At 27.3% G+C, this 18,980-nt stretch carries 15 protein-coding genes; 10 read left to right on the top strand and 5 right to left on the bottom strand.

The genetic code is table 11. The features are described from left to right. Nucleotides 1–7 precede the first annotated feature (7 nt). The 4 genes from Y592_RS00075 to Y592_RS00060 all read left to right on the top strand — a co-directional run bounded on the left by Y592_RS00075 (nt 8) and on the right by Y592_RS00060 (nt 4,418). On the top strand, nt 8–1,366 hold the full coding sequence (locus tag Y592_RS00075) for an 8-oxoguanine deaminase (RefSeq protein ID WP_075665057.1): 1,359 nt from the start codon (nt 8–10) through the stop codon (nt 1,364–1,366). A gap of 173 nt (nt 1,367–1,539) precedes the next feature. Beyond that, entirely contained in the window at nt 1,540–2,415 is an 876-nt protein-coding gene (rsmH, locus tag Y592_RS00070; protein ID WP_075665056.1) for a 16S rRNA (cytosine(1402)-N(4))-methyltransferase RsmH, read from the top strand. A gap of 12 nt (nt 2,416–2,427) precedes the next feature. Continuing rightward, nucleotides 2,428–2,691, top strand: coding sequence for a hypothetical protein (locus Y592_RS00065; protein ID WP_075665055.1), 264 nt, complete (start codon nt 2,428–2,430; stop codon nt 2,689–2,691). Next, nucleotides 2,688–4,418 carry a penicillin-binding transpeptidase domain-containing protein gene (locus Y592_RS00060; protein WP_232218193.1) on the top strand — a complete coding sequence of 577 codons (1,731 nt, stop codon included), beginning with the start codon at nt 2,688–2,690 and terminating at the stop codon, nt 4,416–4,418. Before Y592_RS00065 ends, Y592_RS00060 begins: the two co-directional genes overlap by 4 nt. Before the next feature lie 11 nt (nt 4,419–4,429). On the opposite strand, the gene Y592_RS00055 is transcribed toward Y592_RS00060, so the two are convergent. Next, nucleotides 4,430–5,263, bottom strand: coding sequence for a DMT family transporter (locus Y592_RS00055; RefSeq protein WP_075665054.1), 834 nt, complete (start codon nt 5,261–5,263; stop codon nt 4,430–4,432). A 127-nt stretch (nt 5,264–5,390) separates the two neighbouring features. On the opposite strand from Y592_RS00055, the gene rmuC reads away from it, so the two are divergent. Next, entirely contained in the window at nt 5,391–6,518 is a 1,128-nt protein-coding gene (gene rmuC, locus Y592_RS00050) for a DNA recombination protein RmuC (protein WP_075665053.1), read from the top strand. A 90-nt stretch (nt 6,519–6,608) separates the two neighbouring features. On the opposite strand, the gene Y592_RS00045 is transcribed toward rmuC, so the two are convergent. Continuing rightward, nucleotides 6,609–7,226, bottom strand: a complete 618-nt coding sequence (locus Y592_RS00045; protein WP_075665052.1) for a hypothetical protein — start codon at nt 7,224–7,226, stop codon at nt 6,609–6,611. 194 nt (nt 7,227–7,420) lie between these two features. On the opposite strand from Y592_RS00045, the gene Y592_RS00040 reads away from it, so the two are divergent. Next, on the top strand, nt 7,421–8,491 hold the full coding sequence (locus Y592_RS00040) for a SpoIIE family protein phosphatase (protein WP_075665051.1): 1,071 nt from the start codon (nt 7,421–7,423) through the stop codon (nt 8,489–8,491). Nucleotides 8,492–8,588: 97 nt separating this feature from the next. Here Y592_RS00040 and Y592_RS00035 read toward each other — a convergent pair whose 3' ends face one another. From Y592_RS00035 to Y592_RS00025, 3 genes are all read right to left on the bottom strand, one after another. Next, on the bottom strand, nt 8,589–9,290 hold the full coding sequence (locus Y592_RS00035; RefSeq protein ID WP_075665050.1) for a hypothetical protein: 702 nt from the start codon (nt 9,288–9,290) through the stop codon (nt 8,589–8,591). Further along, the gene (locus Y592_RS00030) at nt 9,287–10,108 is read right to left on the bottom strand and encodes a patatin-like phospholipase family protein (RefSeq protein ID WP_075665049.1); all 822 of its coding nucleotides are present in this window, start codon (nt 10,106–10,108) and stop codon (nt 9,287–9,289) included. Before Y592_RS00030 ends, Y592_RS00035 begins: the two co-directional genes overlap by 4 nt. A gap of 147 nt (nt 10,109–10,255) precedes the next feature. Next, nucleotides 10,256–11,305 carry a DNA-processing protein DprA gene (locus Y592_RS00025; RefSeq protein WP_075665048.1) on the bottom strand — a complete coding sequence of 350 codons (1,050 nt, stop codon included), beginning with the start codon at nt 11,303–11,305 and terminating at the stop codon, nt 10,256–10,258. Between the two features lie 100 nt (nt 11,306–11,405). Here Y592_RS00025 and Y592_RS00020 point away from each other — a divergent pair, with 100 nt between their 5' ends. The 4 genes from Y592_RS00020 to Y592_RS00005 all read left to right on the top strand — a co-directional run bounded on the left by Y592_RS00020 (nt 11,406) and on the right by Y592_RS00005 (nt 18,890). Continuing rightward, nucleotides 11,406–15,365, top strand: a complete 3,960-nt coding sequence (locus Y592_RS00020; protein WP_075665047.1) for a RecQ family ATP-dependent DNA helicase — start codon at nt 11,406–11,408, stop codon at nt 15,363–15,365. Further along, nucleotides 15,358–15,969: a coiled-coil domain-containing protein gene (locus tag Y592_RS00015; RefSeq protein WP_088368807.1), complete on the top strand. Its 612-nt coding sequence runs from the start codon at nt 15,358–15,360 to the stop codon at nt 15,967–15,969. Before Y592_RS00020 ends, Y592_RS00015 begins: the two co-directional genes overlap by 8 nt. Nucleotides 15,970–16,018: 49 nt before the next feature. Next, entirely contained in the window at nt 16,019–16,897 is an 879-nt protein-coding gene (locus tag Y592_RS00010; protein WP_075665045.1) for a DMT family transporter, read from the top strand. A gap of 127 nt (nt 16,898–17,024) precedes the next feature. Next, the gene (locus Y592_RS00005; RefSeq protein WP_075665044.1) at nt 17,025–18,890 is read left to right on the top strand and encodes an NAD(P)/FAD-dependent oxidoreductase; all 1,866 of its coding nucleotides are present in this window, start codon (nt 17,025–17,027) and stop codon (nt 18,888–18,890) included. Nucleotides 18,891–18,980: the final 90 nt, after the last annotated feature.

The raw sequence follows: 18,980 nt of genomic DNA, 5'->3' as shown, positions 1-18,980 counted from the left end.
GAATTACATGAAAAAATTGTTTAAGAACATTTCCTATATATACACATTTGATGAAAAAATAGGAAACTTAAAGAATGGATACATTTTGGTAGAAAATAACAGGATCATAGATATTGGTAAAAATCACGAGGGAATTGAAGCTGACGAAGTCTATGATTTAAATGGATATATGGTTATTCCAGGATTTATAAATACACATCATCACATGTTTCAAACCTTAACAAGGGGACTTGCTGAAAATAGTAAACTGTTTGATTGGCTTGTTTATTTATATGAGATTTGGAAGTTTATAGACGAAGAAGCAATATATATAAGTACAATGATCGCAACTTATGAAATGATTAAAACGGGTGTTACAACGACTACCGATCATCTTTATTTGTATCCATTCGGGAACAATAAATTGTTTGATGCTGAAATTGAAGCTGCCAAAAATATTGGAATTAGATTTTATCCAACTAGAGGTAGTATGTCTTTGAGCAAAAAAGATGGAGGGTTACCACCTGATACTGTGGTACAAAAAGATGACGAAATATTAATCGAATCTGAAAGAGTTATCAAACAATACCACGACGCATCAAAGTACTCAATGTTAAGAATAGCCTTGGCTCCATGTTCACCATTTTCAGTTACTAAAACTCTTATGATTGAAACTTTAAAGTTATCAGAAAAATATAACGTGCTTCTCCACACACATCTTGCCGAAACTTACGATGAAGAAATGTATTGTATTGAAAAATTTGGTAAGCGACCAGTAGATTATATGGAAGAATTAGGATGGTTGAACGATAAAGTGTGGTTTGCACATTTAGTTTATTTAAACGAAAAAGATGTAGAAAAATTGTCCAGTAATAATGTGGGAATGGCCCATTGTCCATCATCAAATATGCGGTTGGGGTCTGGAATATCCCCAGTTACAGAAATGAAGAAAAAATTAAAAATAGGTATAGCAGTTGACGGAAGTGCTAGCAATGACACAAATAACATGTTGCTAGAATTGAGAAATGCACTTTTATTACAAAGAGTAAAGTATGGGGCTAAAGCTGTAACGATCGAAGAAATTTTGAAGATGGGTACTTTGGGTGGTGCAAAAGTTTTACACGTAGATGATTATCTTGGTACATTAGCAAAAGACAAAGCAGCAGATTTTATTGGTTTTAAACTTGATAAAGTTGAATTTGCGGGAGCACTTCACAATCCTATTAATGCAATATTACTCTGCGATGCAAAACAAGTCGATTTATCCGTTATTAACGGGGAGATTAAGATATTTAATAGCGAGTTTGTAAATTTTGAAATAAGTAAATATATTGAAAAACATAACATTATTTCTAAAAAGATCCTTGAAAAATCATTAAAAGGTTAAATGAAATATTATCGTAATAATTATGTATACTATTGTTTTTATATTTTAAAATTATCCAAATTACCATGACTAAGTGCTTAAATGCACTTAGTCTTTTTTTCTTTTAATTTTGAATTTAAAAATACATATGTTATTCTTTACAATGTGTAAGTATAGCGGAGCGGAGAGATAGTATGAGAAAATACAATGATAAGCATATTCCGGTTTTGCCACAAGAAGTTATAAGTTACCTTATATGGAACGATAATGGAATATACGTGGATTGTACAGTTGGAGAAGGTGGACATACTGCTTTAATTGCCAATAAGTGTCCAAATTCTCGTGTTATTGGTTTTGATGTTGATTTCGAAGTTTTGGAACTTGCAAGGCAAAGACTTGAAGGGTTTGGTAATGTCACCCTCATAAAAGCCTCCTATGTTGACCTTCCATTGATATTGAAAACTATGGGAATTGAAAGAGTTTCAGGTATTCTTGCAGATTTAGGTATCTCAACATATCAGTTAAAGGCTAAAGATAGGGGATTCACTTTTAATAGAGATGAACCTTTAGATATGCGAATGGATTTGGAACAAACCACAAGTGCCCACGATATTGTTAATTCATACTCAGAGAAAAAACTTGCAGATATTATTTTTAGATATGGCGAAGAAAGATTCTCGAGGCGTATTGCAAAATCAATTGTAAATAACAGACCGATAAACACAACTAGAGAATTAGTTGAAGTAATCCGAAAGGCTTTACCACCAGCTGAACTTAGAAAAAGAAGGAGACATTTTGCAACAAAAACTTTTCAAGCAATAAGAATAGAAGTAAATAAAGAATTAAAAAATATAGAACAATTGTTAAAGAATGCTGAAGAGCTTTTAGAGATAGGAGGGAGATTGGCTATAATATCATTTCATTCACTGGAAGATAGGATAGTTAAGCACTTTATTAAAAACTCGAAATTTCTTAAACAAATAGCAGGACCAATCAAGCCTAGTGAAGATGAAATAAAAAGTAATCCTAGAGCAAGGAGTGCAAAATTGAGAGTAGCGGAGCGTATTTAAGGGGGGAACATTATGGCTGTTAGTGTACAAGCGAAGCGAAGTAAAGAAGTTAGTATTAGATTATCTAAATTTTTTAAATTTGTTTTTTTTGTTACAATTCCTGTTATTTTGGTAATTCTATCTTTTGCCATTTCTCTCCATTATTCAAGATTGAATTTGGAAATTCAAATTCAGAAAGAGGCGTTTAAAAGGGAAACTTTAGAATTAAATAGGAAAATAATCAATATAAACAAAAACATAGAAGCATTAATGGTTGGATCTGAAACCTTGAAATGAAAAACTCTAGAGTAATTTTTATATACATAGTTCTAACTGTAATAATTTTCATAGAGATGCTCAGCTTATTTAAAATTAACAATACTAATAGTGAAGAAGTTTTAGAATTAAGTATTCCTTCATTAAGAGGGAAGATTTTTGATTGTAATGAAAACCTCCTTTCAACGAGCATTCCATATTATGTAGCATACTTTGACACCCGTTTTTTTAAAAGATTTTATAATCCTTCATTGGATTTTGATTTAAAACTTTTAGAAAGTCGATTTGGTGTAAAAATAGATTTTAACAAAGAATTTAATAAAATTGGTGAAGCATATGACATCGATGATATTAAAAGAAAAATTCCAAGCAACTTGAGAAAGTTTGTTAATATATCAATTAGTTCTAAGAGAATTTCGCTTTTAAACTATGGTATGGACATGATAATTGGAAAGGTAAGTTCTTCTAATGGAATTAGCGGAATTGAAAAAGTATATAATTCTTATCTAAAAGGAAAGAAAAATGGAAAAATTATATTCAAATTTTCTGGTCAGTTTAATAAAAATGGAACTATAACCCAATATATACCTCCTAAAAATGGAAATAATTTAAAATTAACAATAGATTCTCTTTTACAAAAAAATATTTACAAGCTAGCAACTAAAGCTAAAAAAAAATATAATGCTGAAAGCGTAGGAATAATTTTAATGGAAACAAAAACTGGTAGAATAAAATCACTAGTAACTACAAATTCCTGGCCAGATTACACAATGGGATATATTGAACCAGGATCAGCAATTAAGCCAATATTTTATGCAGCAGCTTTAGATTTAGGAGTTATATCAAAAGATTCAACATTCCTATGCAATGGTTATATTTATCCTGAAAAAAATTTAAGTATAAAAATTACAGACATACACCCACATGGACTAATAAATTTGAAAAAAGCAATATCTGAATCGTGCAATATCGCTGCGGTAAAAACTTCTGATAAATTAGTAAGTGAATTTGGAAAAGAAACTTTATATAAAATTTTTAAAACATTTAATTTTGGAGATTTAACAAATATAGAACTTCCAGGAGAAATTAAAGGAATCCTAAAAAATCCTAAAAACTGGTCGAAAGTAGATTGGGCTTATTTACCTATTGGTTATTCTATAGGTGTAACTCCAATTCAGTTAATTACGGCTTTTAACAGTATTTTGAATGATGGTATATACATATCGCCAACTATCGTACTTGATTCATATCAGAAAAGATATAGAGTAATAACTTCAAAAACTGCAAAATTAGTTAAAGAATTTCTAAGAGATGTTATAGAAAATGGTACGGGAAAATTAGCAAAAGTACCTGGAATTGATATACTAGGAAAAACTGGTACCAGTCAAATAAAGCCGGGAAATAAGGAATATATGATGACTTTTTTAGGAGGATTTTCGATTAAAGATAATTTATATACGGGAATGGTTTGGGTTAGAAATCCCAAAGGTTATGGGTTATCAAGTCAAGTTGCTGCTCCACTTTTTTCCGAACTTATAAAAGTTGTAAAAGATTATTACACCAAAAATGAGAATTATATCTTTGTAACTCCTGGCATTGTACCAAATGTAAAAGGATGGAATTTAAGGCAAATATTGGTATTAGAAAAATTCTTTAAAATAAAATTTGTTGGAAAAGGAATCTATGTTTATAAACAAATTCCTGAAGCTGGAAGCTTATCCAACGAGATAACAGTTTATCTAAAATAAATTAATTGGTCCTAAGAATTATTATACTTATAATAATTTACTCCCCAAACACCTAATATAATAAGCGTCATTCCTATTATGTGTTTCAAAGTTATTTGTTCGTTTCTAAATAAAGCACCTGCCAAAACGGATGTAACAGTAGTTAAATTAGCAAAAATTGATGACTGCGTAGGTGATATCTTAGAAAGCATATAATTGACAAGGAAAAATGCTACAGAAGAAGATAGAATACCTAGATATAAAGCCGGGATCAATACATGAATATTTGTTAGTACTGTATAATCAAGTTCTTCTCTTATAATTGCTAATGCATTAAAAAAGATAGCACCGATAATCATCATAAAAAAAGTTATTTCAACCGGTTGAAATTCTTTTGAAAATTTTCTTGAAGTGAAGTTATAAAAAGTTGCCGAAAAAACAGCACAAAGTATCAACAAATCCCCTTTAATGTTTCCTTTAAAATTGTTAAAACCAATTATTAGTAGAACTCCAAAAAAACTTAAGAAAACAAATAAAAAGTTCATATTATGTACTTTTTCTTTTAAAACAATAGGAGTTAAAAATGTTATAAAAATAGGTATTGAAGCGATTAAAATCCCCGCTTCAGAGGATGGAATGTATAATAACCCGGAGGTTTCGAATATAAAATATAAAATCGGTTGAAATAAAGATACAATTAATAATTTAAAATAATTTTTTCTTTGCAAGGAAATTATTTTAAAAATAGAAAGAAAGAACAAAAACAAACTAGCAATCGTAAATCGAATTGCTATGAAGTTCATCGGGGAAGTATAATCAAGGGCATTTTTTGTAAAAAGAAACGACAATCCGAATATAAAAGCCATAAATAAGCCAGAAATAGTTACTTTGAAAATGAAAGCCCCTCCTTGTTTTCAATTTATTCCTTTCTAAATTATATCAAACATTTATGGTAAAATTAAGTCAAAACATATTAAAAAAGGAGAGTGTTTTATGAATTACGTTTTTGTTGCTATGATAAGTTTGCTAATCGGTATTTTTATTGGATATAAATTTGGTTATATTTTGGGAAAAAGAGATAAAAAATCTGAAGATTTTTCTAATCAGCTTTCCACTATAAATAATCTTTCAATTCAAATTGCTGAATTAAAAGCAAAATATGAAGAAATTGAAAAATCAAGACTTGAGGCTGTGAAACAAAAAGAAAAATTAGATGAAGAAAGAGAAAAAAGGTTAAATGAATTTATTCAAAATACTCATAAGTTATTTTCAGAATTAACCCAGAAAACGATAATGATTGATGAGCAAAAAGATAAAAGAATTTCTGAACTTGTTGAACAAATGAAAAATTTTCTTGAAGAACAAAGAAAAAATACTGAACAATTTTTAATTGAACAAGGAAAGTCAAGAGAGGAAATTGAAAAAAGAAGAGATGCTCAGATAGAGGATATGAAAAGAATGATTTCTATTTTCACAAAAGCAGTTTCAGGAACAAAGACTCGTGGTATAACAGGAGAAATATTATTAAAAGATGCAATTAAGGAATCAATAAAAGTGGGATTAATAAAAGCAAATCTAAAAACAGAAAACGGAGAAGTTGAATTTGCTTGGGATTTGGGAGATGGTAAATATATTCCAATTGATTCAAAATTACCCGACATATTTGAGATTTTAGAAAAGTATAATGAAGAAGAAGATATAAATTTAAGAGAAAAACTAAAAAAAGAGATAATAAATAAAGTAAAGAAAGAAATACAAAGAATACAAAAATATCAAAATCTTGTAAATACAATTGATAGTTGTATCTTAGTAGTTCCAGAATCAATCCTTGATCTCGCTCCAGAACTTATTGAAACGGGAAAGGAAAATAAAGTATATATTTGTAGCTATAAAGATGTATTTGTTGTAGCCCATACTTTACAAGATAGATATGTAAAATTAAAAGAAGAAGGAGATATAGGTAAATACAAACAAATTATAGAAACTTTAATTCAATTGCTTGAACAGATAAGCAAAAAAACTGATACAATAGAGAGGGCTTTAACTACTATCAGGAATGCAAATGAGGATATTCGAAAAGGTGTGGCAAAAGGAAAAAACACCGTAAGTGAAGCAAAATAAGTGATTTACAAAAATATGTATCATAATCATGAACAAATCAAACTTCAAAATTGTTTGAGATTAACAAACAAATTAAAGTTCAATGTATAACTACATTATAAAATAAAGCAACCCCATATTTTTCTTTGTTTTTGAAATAAAAATAACCTCCAAAATTGCCTTACCTTTTTCAGAAATATCTAAATATAAAGTTAGTAAAATATTATCAATGTTATAATTTATAGGTGGATCATTTTCAAACATTTTTTTAACAATTTCAATCAAAGAATTGTAAATACTCAATGCATCAGAAGATATGGTACCATTTTCATCGAATGCATATGTATTAAATGATTTTGTAATAACTTTTAAATCTTTATTGAACAGCAATATACAGTACAAGTAAATATCACCTTGAATCTTAAATTCTTCAATAAAATTTAGTGGTAAAACATATTCAGAATTAACTTCTTTGAACAAAAAATAATCTAGAATAGTTAACACATGTTTTTGAAATTTTTCATGATATGGAGAATATAAATACTCATAACTTTTTTTAGTGATTCCGTAATCAGTAAGCGAAATTTTAGGGTCATTTTCCAAAATAAAGTTATATAATTCTTGAACAGTGTCTTCAGTTTTATTTGGCACAATTAATTCATAGTAAACATCAATTGGAAATACAATTATGGAATAAATTGTCAATAACCATACAAACTTTTTTATCATTATATCACTCCTTTATGTATTTATATTAACAGTACTTGTTTTTATTATAACACTTTATATTACCAAATCTTAAATTAAATTCCATGTTTTAGAAGTTTTCAGAAGTTGTTTTTAAATAGGAAAAAATATGATATTCTTAATTTGAGGATAAATATTTTTTTTAAAATTATTCTTATGAAAAAGGAGCGGATAGTATGATAAATTTTAAAAAACTCTTAGAAGAATACAAGATAATGGATTGGCTTAAAAGCTTAGACATTCCAGCATATGTAGTTGATAGAAACAGAAATATACAATTTTGGAATAAAGCAGCTGAAAAACTTATTGGCTATGGCATGGAAGAAGTTGTTGGAAGATCTTGCTCAAACAATATACTCAAACATATAGACAGAAACGGTATAGTTGTATGTCGTACAGATTTATGCCCACTTGTTATGTCAATAAAAAATAAAAAATATTTTAGAGTACCATTTGCTGTATATTCCCTGACCAAACAAGGAAATAGAATACCTGTAAGTGTATATGCTATGCCTTTAAAAGATGATAATGGAAATGTTGTCGGAGCAATAGAGATGTTTGAAGATGCTTCAATAGCTGATAGGGAACTTTCAAAAGCCTTTGAAATTCAACAAGCTCTATTACCAAAAGAAGATGATACAGTAGAATTTGTATATTATCCTTCTAATGTTCTTGGTGGGGATCTAATATATTACAAAAAACCATGGATTATGTTAATAGATATAAGTGGTCATGGGCTTGCAGCAGCACTACTTTCTACTTCCATAAAACTTTTAATAGATTCAATACTTGAAGATGACAAATTATCAATCAGTGAACTTCCTATTATACTAGAAAAACACGCTGAACAAATTTGTGAACAAAATTATTTTTCAGCTATAATAGGGAAGCTTGAAGGAACCAAAATAAAAATAATAAGTTGTGGACATCCTGATCCAATTATATTTGATAACAATAAAACAAAGATTATAGAAGTTTCTCGAACATTTCCCGTGGGGATGGGGCTTATTAACTCCAAAATCGCCCCAACAATTATAGATCTCAAAAATAAAAAGATTCTATTTTACTCAGATGGAATAACAGAATTGAAAATTTCTAAAAAAGATATGCTAACATCAAAAGGATTAGAAAAATTATTTAGCAATACCCAAGATTTGAAGAAAATATACGAAGAAGCTATGAAAAAAAATATAGATATTTACCAAAAAGATGATATAAGTATGGTATTAATAAAAGGCCACAAATAAATTAGAGTAATACCCTATTGTTTTTTTATTTAAACGATGGATAAATGATATAGCCTAAAGTAAAGGAGGGAAAAAGTAAAGAAAAAAAGAAATATAGTCATAATTTTGTAATTTGTTGGTTAATATCAATTTTCTCCACATTTTTTGATTCTAGCACTCTTTTTGCAAATTCAATCATCCTACATTCCATTGCCTGAAGAAGAATTTCGCTGGCACTTTCAAATTTAATTTGAGATAAATCACGAAAGTTCAATACTACTATATCGCCATTTTCTATAAATGAAACAGGTATTTGTGAAAGATATGTTGTATTAATATATTTTCTTTTAAAAGGCGGAAAAACTCCCGGAAAAGCAAGACAGGCTTTTGCGACATTATAAGAAGAGCCCTCATAAAGTTCTACTGTTTGCTTTTCAAGGTTTATTACCTCAGCTTTAACACACGTGTCTTCATTTAAACCACCTAAAAACTCCTCAATTTCTTTCCATTTATGAATCGCTATAGAAGTACTCCAAAGAACACAGTATTTTATTTTATTTTTTCTTGATTTTCTTTTGTCAATCTTTTCTTTTTTTTGTACTCTATCTATGATCCAAAAAGTACTTTCAAATTTTTTTACAAAACTATTTATTTTCTCTCTTGCTTTTTCACTTCCAAAATTTTCAAACAAAATTGCATAAAAACCAGCAAGACCATTTGCTATTATCTCTAAATTTTTATCTTTGGGAGATAAAAATCTTTCAATAGCTGGAATTGCAGCTAAACCTTGTAAGCCATATCCTCCCACATGAATTCTCACATCAACATCTCCTTTGGAAGATCAATCTTTTTAGTATATTTATATGCTTTTTCCATTACTTCCAAACTACGTTTAAACTCAAATGTTCCAATATTATTAACAGGTGGTCTAACAATAAAATCGGCTTCTTTTATTAAAAATGAAAGAATCTTATTTCCACACATATGATTAATCACATTAAGTATATCATTTGAAGTTTTAGGTATTTTTATTTTCTTATTATTTTCAGACAAATCAACTGCAATTATATAATCAGCTCCAAGTTTTCTTGCAATATCTGTTGGTAAATTGTTAATTGTCCCGCCATCTACCAAAATTTTATCTTCAAATTCTACTGGAGGAAAAATACCTGGAATTGCCATGGAAGCTTTAAGTGGCTCAATAATCTTTCCAGAAGAATGAATAATTACTTTTCCACTTTTCAAATCATTTGATACAGCATAAAATTTTATCTTTAAATCTTCAAAAGAAAGTTTCCCAAAAGCCTTTTCAAAAATTTTAAAATATAATTTTGAAGGTAAAACAGAAACCTTATTTGTCATATGATAACAACTTATCTTTGCAAAATGGCGATTAAATTTTCTATTTGATGAAAAGATAATAGGGAAAAATTTAAATGATTTCTTGTAAATTTTTTCAGAATAATCCCAAAGTTTTTTTGAATCTTTTAAGACAGCATATCCTGCACCAACAACTGCTCCGATACTTACTCCAATTATTGCATCTGGAACAAATCCTTTTTCTTCAAGCGCACGTATAACTCCAACATGAGCAGCCCCCCTTGCAGCGCCACCACTTAATACAAGAAATTTTTTCATATTAATTTCCTCCATCTTCATCTTTTTTCAGTGTTCTTGAATTTTCCTTAAAAAATTTTTCCAACATAAATTCATTTGAGTACAATTTCTTTTAATAAGTATTTAACATACTAAAAATTCTACATCTTATTTTAGGTTATTCTAAATTTAAATCTCTTTTTCATTAAAAAGTGTGTTCTCTACTAACGTTTTTGAATTAATCAAAAGAAATAATTCATCTTCATTAGAAAACGACAGGAATTTTCGATTTTTCAATAATTTAATGTTTCCTTTGATAACTTCCGGATTGTTTTTCTGTATAATTTTCAGTTGTTCTTGTTTGGGATTAAAGATCAATATCTTCTTCTTTAATTTCTCTCCATAGAAAATAGTTTTAATCGTTCCACCTTTTTCGGCAGTTTCAATTATTATAATGTAATCCGATAAAGCGGCTTGAATTCTATTTCTGTACAAAAGATAGTATTTATTAACTCTTTTTGATGGAGGAACTTCTGACAAAATCATTCCGGAATTTTTCAATATTTCTAATCCTAATTTTATATTTTCCTTAGGATATAAATTTTGTTCAATTTTGTTTAGACCTTGTCCCAATACAGCAACAGTTGGGATTTTTGATTTGAGTGCACCAATATGTGCAAATGTGTCTATACCAATTGCAAGTCCACTAATTATTATGAAAGTTTTATCAAGTTTTTTTGCAATATTTTTTGCCAATTTTTTTCCAATCTCTTCTGCTTTTCTAGAACCAACGATAGCCAGAGATCTTAGCTTATCAAAATCAAGAAGTGGTCCTTTAAAATACACTGTATAAACTGGTTGGGAAATGTCATCTAGAATTTTTAGTTTTTTAGGAAATAGATCATCCTCATATGTTAAAATATTAATGTTGTTTTTTTTGCAAAGAATATATTCCTCTTCAGCCTGCATCAGTAATTTTTCGTTATTTGCGAAAATATCTATGAATTCCTTTATCTTACCTACAATATTTTTTTGCCTAGAATTAAATATATTAATACTAAATTTTTCGAAAAATGATTTTACCTCTTTTTCTGGTGCCTCAAATAAGTTAATATCATTTTCTTTGGAATGTAAAAATATTTTTGCTAAGTTTTTGTAATTATATTTTGGAAAATTCCCGTTTATTTTTGAATATAGAATGCTAAATGCTATATATTGAATCTTGCTATATATTTTCACAAGATCATCTCCTTTTTTTCTTTATTAAATTATACCAAATCATGTGTTATAATTTTATTCGTATTTATTTAGAGGAAGTTTTTTAATAGGGGGAATATAGTTGAAAAATAGAAAAAACAAACAAAATATACTAGATATCGAAATTGAAAATTTTTTCAAAACAGATCAGTATCATTATATATATTTTACAGATTTTGAATATAAATTTAAAATTGACGACTATTCTATTTTCTCTCTTTCAACTTATTATCCTAAAAATAGCTTTTCTGATGATATTTTAGATGACCAAGAAAGAATATATAGAAGATACATTTATGAATTCAAAGATGGTAACGAGAAAATATCGGAACTTTTCTGTGACATAATATCGAGGCTTATCATAAAAAATAATATAATTAATGATAAAAATAATACGGCAATATCTATTATTCCGGCATCAAATAAAGAAAAAACAGAAATTCGCTATAAGAATTTTGTTAAAAATCTTTCGGTAAAATTAGATGTTATTAATGGATACGATTTTATCAAGAATTTAATCGACAGACCTTCAAAACATAGAGAACATTTTAAAGGTAATATACTTGAATATTTAAAGTTTGATTCGGAAAAGATTAAAGGTAAGGAGATAATACTCTTTGACGACATAATAACCTCTGGAAATTCATTTTTAAATATAGCAAATGAACTTAAAAATTTGGGTGCAAAAAATGTAATTGGAATTTTTCTTGGAAAAACTTTTAATGAAAAATTTAGATTAGAAGATTATATTATTGAATATGAAGAAGATCTAGAAATAAACAAAAAATTTTACCATGGTGAAGCTTCATATATTTCACATGCCCTGAGAAATACTCTAAAGGAATATTATGATAAAATGAACAATTTTAATTTCAAGATTTTAAAAAACTATGAAAGAAAATTCAATGAAGATAATCCACTAATATTAACAGCAAAAATATTCAACAATATTATTTCAAGAGGAATCCCAACATTTGCTTCTATTTTTTACGATAAATCTATTATGGATTCAATGAGTGATTTGTTATCATACAGAAAATTATCTGACACTGGAACCATTGATTATATTATTGAATTAAAAGATGAAAAGTATTTTTTAAAAGTTATAAAGAAATATTTTAGTGAATTGAAAATGTATAATGTAACAAAAAATAATTTTTTTGCTAAATACATTTTATCTTCATGGTTACACAAAGTTTTGACAAATGCTATAACAGATGGCATATTAGATGATAAAGAAGTTTGGAATATAGCTATTATTGAAAGGGATGTGAAATTTTCTGAAATTTCTATTGTTGATGCATACAATTATATGAATAAAATTTCGAAGTTATTTGATTATAACTTACCAAAGATAAAACTTGATATTTATAGAAATGAAGACACAACCTTGGAAATCCTGGAAAAAAACGTTGAAGTAAATTACTATACATTTGATTTGTATAAAGATGAATATGATTTAACAATAGATATTGGATATAAGTTAAATGTTGAAGAGCTTGAAACTAATTCTCCATACGTTATTGTTAGAAGTGCCCTAAAAACTCCAGAATTATTACCAGAATTTTCAAAGACAAATTCCTTCAGTCATAAAAAATATGATGAATATTACGAAACCCAAAACGATGTAATCTCAGTTGTAAATTATAAGATTGTTGTTCTTCATAATAGCACATATAATTTATTAACAGAAAATGAAAATATGCATTTCTTTGAAACTAATAATCCCCATCTATTTCTTCCAAAGTTTTTCTCATTTAAACCATATAAATTTAAAATAAATAAAGCAAAAGAAGATGTTTTAAGATTTTTGTTGCAAAACATATTTAGAAAAGTTGATTTTAGAGATGGACAAATCCCCATTATAAAAAGGATTCTTTCTTTAAAATCAACAATAGGTCTTTTACCAACAGGTGCAGGTAAATCCTTGTGCTACCAACTAAGTGGATTGTTGCAACCTGGGCCTGTAATAGTTATTGACCCTATAAAATCTCTAATGTTTGATCAAGTGTATAACTTAAAAGCGCTGGGAATAAATTCATCTGCATATATTAATAGTGATCTTTCAATCGAAGAAAAAGATTTTGTGCTTGAAAATTTAAAAAATGGAATGTATAAATTTATTTTTATTGCTCCAGAAAGATTACAAATAAAAAGTTTTAGAAAAAACTTGAAAAAATTAACTGAATTTCTCCCTGTGCCTTTCGTTGTTATCGACGAAGCACATTGTGTTTCAGAATGGGGACATGATTTTAGAACAGCATATTTAAATGTAGCAAGAATTATTAAAAATATTGCAAAACATGATGATTATGAACCTTCTATTGTTGCGTTAACGGGCACGGCTTCGTATGCAGTATTAAATGACGTTCAAAAAGAATTACAAATTGAAAATAGTGCAAAAATTTATCCAAAAAGTTTTGAAAGAGATGAATTAACATTTTTTATTATCTCAACTCCATCTAATAATAAGAATGAAGTTCTAAAAGATATCTTGTTTAATAAATTGCCTTCGTTATTAGAAACAAATGATGTATTCAAATTAAATGATTGTAAAACAAAATCTGGAATAATATTCACTTCAACAGTCAATGGTCTAAAAGGGGTATTTGAAATTTCAAAATTTTTGAAGAATTTGGGGATAAATTCAAAAATCTTTTCCGGTAAAAAACCAAAAGATTCAAATATGAATGATGAAGAATATGATAAATACAAAATTAATGTCCAAAAAGAATTCAAAAATAATGAATTTCCATTACTTGTTGCGACAAAAGCTTTTGGAATGGGAGTTGACAAGCCTAATATTAGATATACAATTCATTATACATTACCTTCATCACTTGAATCTTTTTACCAAGAAGCGGGTAGAGCTGGGAGAGATAGAAAACTAGCATATTGCTTTTTGATCTATTCTGAAGATTATAATAAATTTACCGATGCTATCCTAAATGTATCTATTTCTAATGAACAAGCAAACAAAATCTATTCAAAGTATAAAGTATATGATGATATAAGTACACAAGCATTTTTTCATTTTAGGTCATTTGAAGGAGAAGAGATTGAAAGAAAAAATTTAATTAAACTTTTTCAAAAATTAAAACCATATATTAAAAAGCTAGATAATGGTAAAGTTGGATACTTAACTATTAAAAGCTTGGATAAAAATTGTGAAAAAGCTATTTATAGGTTAACGATATTAGGTGTTGTAGAAGATTACACAATTCAATATGAAAATTCATCAAGGTCTTATGAATTAAAATTAAGGAAATTGAATGTCGAAGAAATAAAACAAAACCTTATTAATTATCTAAAAAGATATAAAACAAAGACATATATTGATAATTTTGTAAAAAAATATTTTAAAAATAAAATGTCATTTGAAGATTTTATGATAAAAATAATCGAAGCATTGATAGAATTTGTTTATGACGAAATAGAAAAACAAAGGCGAAGAGCACTATATACAATGGTTGAAGTTGCACGAAATGCAAAAACAAATGAGGAAATTAAAAAATATATTTTGAATTACTTTAATGAATCCGTTTATACTAAAGATTTAATACATTTTATTAAAGAACTTAATATTAAAGAACTTATTAACTTTATGGATGAGATTTATTATGAAGATATTGAAAAAATTGAAAATCTGTATGGTAATGTTCAAAGACTTTTAGAAAGTTATCCTGATAATCCTCCATTGTATATCATTTCAACTTTATCAAAAATTAAGTTAAATTATACCAACGATGAAGTAATAAGGGATTGGGAAAATTTTTTAAAGTATTTAAGTGATAATATTGAAGAAGATGAATTGGATAACTTTGTATATACAATATTTAATAAAATCGTTAACTTTGATATTAACGAGAACTTAAAAAAATTGTTTTATAAAACCTTACTTGATAATTTCTACTTAAAAGACATTATATTAAAATTCAATTATCTAGCTCCAACACTATCTAAGAAAGTTGTTTTAAAAAGAATTTTAAGCAAGGTGAAAAAGATAAATATGTATATCAAAGGAGGAAGAAAAAATGGATGAATTAGTGGATTTAGATGAAATATTAGAAGAAATTTCAAATGAAATTGAAAATTTAAAAAATTTAAATGCTTCAATAGAGTTAATTGAAAGATCTTCAAAAAAAATTTTAGAAATGTTGAAAGAAACATTAAATGAGAATGCAAAAAAAGTTAGGGAGGCATTTAATAAACTAAACGAAAATACAGAAAAATTAAAAGATGAATATGGACATTTCTATTCTAAAACTAAAGAGTTGATAAAGCAAATAAACAATCTTATAGATAAAAATAACGAACTGCTAGAAAACATAAAAAAAAATATATTAAGTTCTCAAGAAAAATTAGAAAATTTAATAATTTCAAATTTTTCAAAATTAGAAGGTATGATGAAGATAATTAGTGAAAATCAAAATAATAAAATAATTGATTTAAGTAAAGAGGTAGGAAGACAAGAAAGAATTATTGAAAAACTTGTTTATGAAACAAACGAACAAAAAAATAAAATCGAACAGCTTGAAAATTCGATTAATAACTTTTCAAAAATATTCTTAGGAAACAAAAAAACTTATACCTTTATTTTTGCATTAAATGTTATAATGTTTTTTTTGATACTTATCATTAAGTAACATTATAACAACATAAGTTGTATATAGTTCTTATTGGAGGTGATATTCAATGCATTTACTTTCAGCCATAATCTCAGCATTTTCTTCTTCAATAACCTCGATTTTTGGAAAATTATCATTTGAAATTGGTGCTACACCTTTACAAATATTGTTTATTAGATTTTTGTTTTCATTTCTTTTGTCATTAATTTTATTTTCTTTATATAAAAAAAATTTTAATCTTAAACATTTCTCAGTTTTCGGAAGTTTAGGTATTCTAAATTATGGTATAGCAGCCTTGTTGTTTTTTTATGGACTAAGATTTCTAAATCCAGCTTATGCTACTGTAGTTTTTTTCACTAATCCCATATTTGTTCTAATTTTTCAAAAATTAATTTATAAACATAAAATTGATTTTATAAGTGTTATTTCAATTTTTCTATCTTTTACAGGGGTAACCCTAGCAAATTTTGGTGAAAAAGGTATTGAAAATAACAACTTATTTTTAGGTACAACTATTGTTTTAACCTCAGCATTATTAAATGCTTTATTTGTTACCGTTTCTAGTCAAAGAATTAAAAAAATTAATTCTGATATTATCGAAAATATTTTTTATACTTTTTTGGGTACAATTTTATTTTATACAATTATACTGGTATTTAGTGGGCAATATATTTCTTTAAAGGTTGAATATTTAAATTACGGATTACTACTTGCAATTTTTTCAACTTTTATACCATTAACTTTAAATTATTTTTCACTAAAAAAATTATCATCACATTCGTTAGCAATTATAATGCCACTTGAACTCGTTTTTGCAAGTTTATTATCCATATTAATATTTCATGAAAAATTTAACTATGTAAAAATTTTTGGATTTATTCTTGTTGGTCTTGCTCCAATAGTTGAAAATATTACCATTTACAAGAAGAAATACAAAAATACTTAACAACATTTTTATCCTATACTTACTAAAACGTGCACTCCTTGACAATATATTCGGAAAATTATATAATATTCACGTATATGCCAAATACATATACTGATCTTAATTTCTTTAAAGGGGAGATTATTATATGTTATTCAAAGAATTTGAAGCAAAAAATAATATTTTTATGGCACCAATTAAAACTGCTTTAGCAACACCGAAAAATGGATTAATAACTGAGCAATTGATTAACTATTATGAAAGAAAAGCCTTAGGTGGAGTAGGAACTGTTATTCTTGAACCAATTTCTGTTTCTTTATCTGGAAAAGAACACCCTAAACAACTAATGTTAAATTCTGAAAAACACGAAATAAAATTAAAAGAATTGATAACAAAACTTCACAAATACGGCACAAAAATAGTTGTCCATCTAAATCATGCAGGAAGAGCTGCTAATCCGAAAATAGTCGAGGATGTAGTCGCTCCATCGCCAATTAAATGTCCAACAACAAACCAACTTCCGAGAGAATTGCCAAAATCTGAAATAAGAGATATAATCAATGATTTTAAAAATGCTGCTTTGAGAGCTCAGAGCGCTGGAGCAGACGCTATTGAAATACAATTTGGTCATGGATATCTGGTTCAACAATTTTATAGCAATAGATTAAACAAAAGGACAGATGAATACGGTGAAAATAAATTTCTTTTTGCCGAACAACTACTCTCTAGTATCAAAAATTCAGTTACCATCCCAATTTTTCTGAGAATTTCTGGAAGTGAGTTTATTGATGATGGGATTAGTCTTAAAGATATAAGTTCAATTATAGATTTGGCTAAAAAATATGATGTTTCAATAATACATGTAGGTTGGGGAAATGTTTGTGATTCAGTTCCATGGTATTATAATCATATGTCATTACCAATTGAACCTATGGATGAGATTCTTAAACTTATTAAAAACATGACAAATATACCAATAATATCTGCAGGTAGAATGCAAAAAAATGAAAGATACAAATATTTATTAGAAAAACACGTAATTGATGGAGTAGTTTTTGGAAGACAGTTAATAATAGATCCTGATTTTCCAAATAAAATCTTAAACCATTCAAATGATTACATCAGATGTGGGAGTTGTTTGCAAGGATGTTTATCAAGTGTAAAAAGTGGAAAACCTATTAATTGTATAGCGAATCCTGAAGTTCATAAAACGTTTATTCCTAAAACAAATGATAAGAAGAAAATCGCAATTGTTGGTGGTGGTCCAGCAGGTATTTTTGCTGGTTTATACTTAAAGAAAAAAGGATATGATATAACATTGTTTGAAAAAAATAATTATTTAGGGGGACAATGGGTAATGGCTTATAACGCACCTGGAAAATTATCGATGAAAGATATTTTAGACGACTTGATAAGAAAAGCAGAAAAAGAATTAAAAATCATAAAAAATACGACAGTTGACGATAAGTTCTTTGATGATAAAGACTTTGACGCTATTGTAATTGCCACAGGTGCAAATCCTTTTGTTCCATCAATTAAAGGACTTAAAAAATATATTACTGGTTTTGATTTCTTTTCGGGTAAAAAAGTTAATGGAAATAAAATTTTAGTTATAGGTGGAGGATTAATTGGCGTTGAAGTTACTGAAGCATTAGTTAATAATGGTAAAAATATAACAATAGTTGAATTATTTGATGAAATTGGCAGAGGAATGGAGCTTATTTCAAAAAAACTTTTCTCTCTAAAATACTTATCAAAGATAAAAGTCTATACCAACTCATCTGTAGAAGAAATAAAAGAAAATAATGAAGTATTTATTAATCGCAATGGAAAAATTGAATCTATTGGAAATTTCGATGAAATAATTGTGACAGCAGGAACAAAAAGCGAAAATTCTTTATACAACACTCTTTCAAAAAAGATTAAAAACGTATATCTAGTAGGTGATGCTTTAAAAGTTGGACAAATTTTCGATGCAGTTAACGGTGCGTTGGAATTAGCAGAAAAAATATAGAAGTTGGATCAAAAATCAATCTCTCAAATAGCATGACTTTAGTATTATGCTGGAGTTATATTATTTAATTTTTTTGGTATTTTTGTATTC

It is taken from the genome of Thermosipho sp. 1070, from assembly GCF_001682135.1.
In the GTDB taxonomy this organism is placed as follows: domain Bacteria; phylum Thermotogota; class Thermotogae; order Thermotogales; family Fervidobacteriaceae; genus Thermosipho; species Thermosipho affectus.
The sequence above is the reverse complement of the archived record's forward strand: the minus strand, read 5'-3'. Positions and strand labels throughout refer to the sequence as shown.

Bases quoted from the DNA above. Each gene is read 5' to 3' on its own strand.
- Y592_RS00075 (WP_075665057.1), top strand. From the start codon at position 8: ATGAAAAAATTGTTTAAGAACATTTCCTATATATACACATTTGATGAA.
- Y592_RS00010 (WP_075665045.1), top strand. From the start codon at position 16,019: ATGCATTTACTTTCAGCCATAATCTCAGCATTTTCTTCTTCAATAACC.
- Y592_RS00040 (WP_075665051.1), top strand. From the start codon at position 7,421: ATGATAAATTTTAAAAAACTCTTAGAAGAATACAAGATAATGGATTGG.
- rmuC (WP_075665053.1), top strand. From the start codon at position 5,391: ATGAATTACGTTTTTGTTGCTATGATAAGTTTGCTAATCGGTATTTTT.
- Y592_RS00055 (WP_075665054.1), bottom strand. From the start codon at position 5,263: ATGGCTTTTATATTCGGATTGTCGTTTCTTTTTACAAAAAATGCCCTT.
- Y592_RS00005 (WP_075665044.1), top strand. From the start codon at position 17,025: ATGTTATTCAAAGAATTTGAAGCAAAAAATAATATTTTTATGGCACCA.
- rsmH (WP_075665056.1), top strand. From the start codon at position 1,540: ATGAGAAAATACAATGATAAGCATATTCCGGTTTTGCCACAAGAAGTT.
- Y592_RS00015 (WP_088368807.1), top strand. From the start codon at position 15,358: ATGGATGAATTAGTGGATTTAGATGAAATATTAGAAGAAATTTCAAAT.
- Y592_RS00045 (WP_075665052.1), bottom strand. From the start codon at position 7,226: ATGATAAAAAAGTTTGTATGGTTATTGACAATTTATTCCATAATTGTA.
- Y592_RS00030 (WP_075665049.1), bottom strand. From the start codon at position 10,108: ATGAAAAAATTTCTTGTATTAAGTGGTGGCGCTGCAAGGGGGGCTGCT.
- Y592_RS00065 (WP_075665055.1), top strand. From the start codon at position 2,428: ATGGCTGTTAGTGTACAAGCGAAGCGAAGTAAAGAAGTTAGTATTAGA.
- Y592_RS00060 (WP_232218193.1), top strand. From the start codon at position 2,688: ATGAAAAACTCTAGAGTAATTTTTATATACATAGTTCTAACTGTAATA.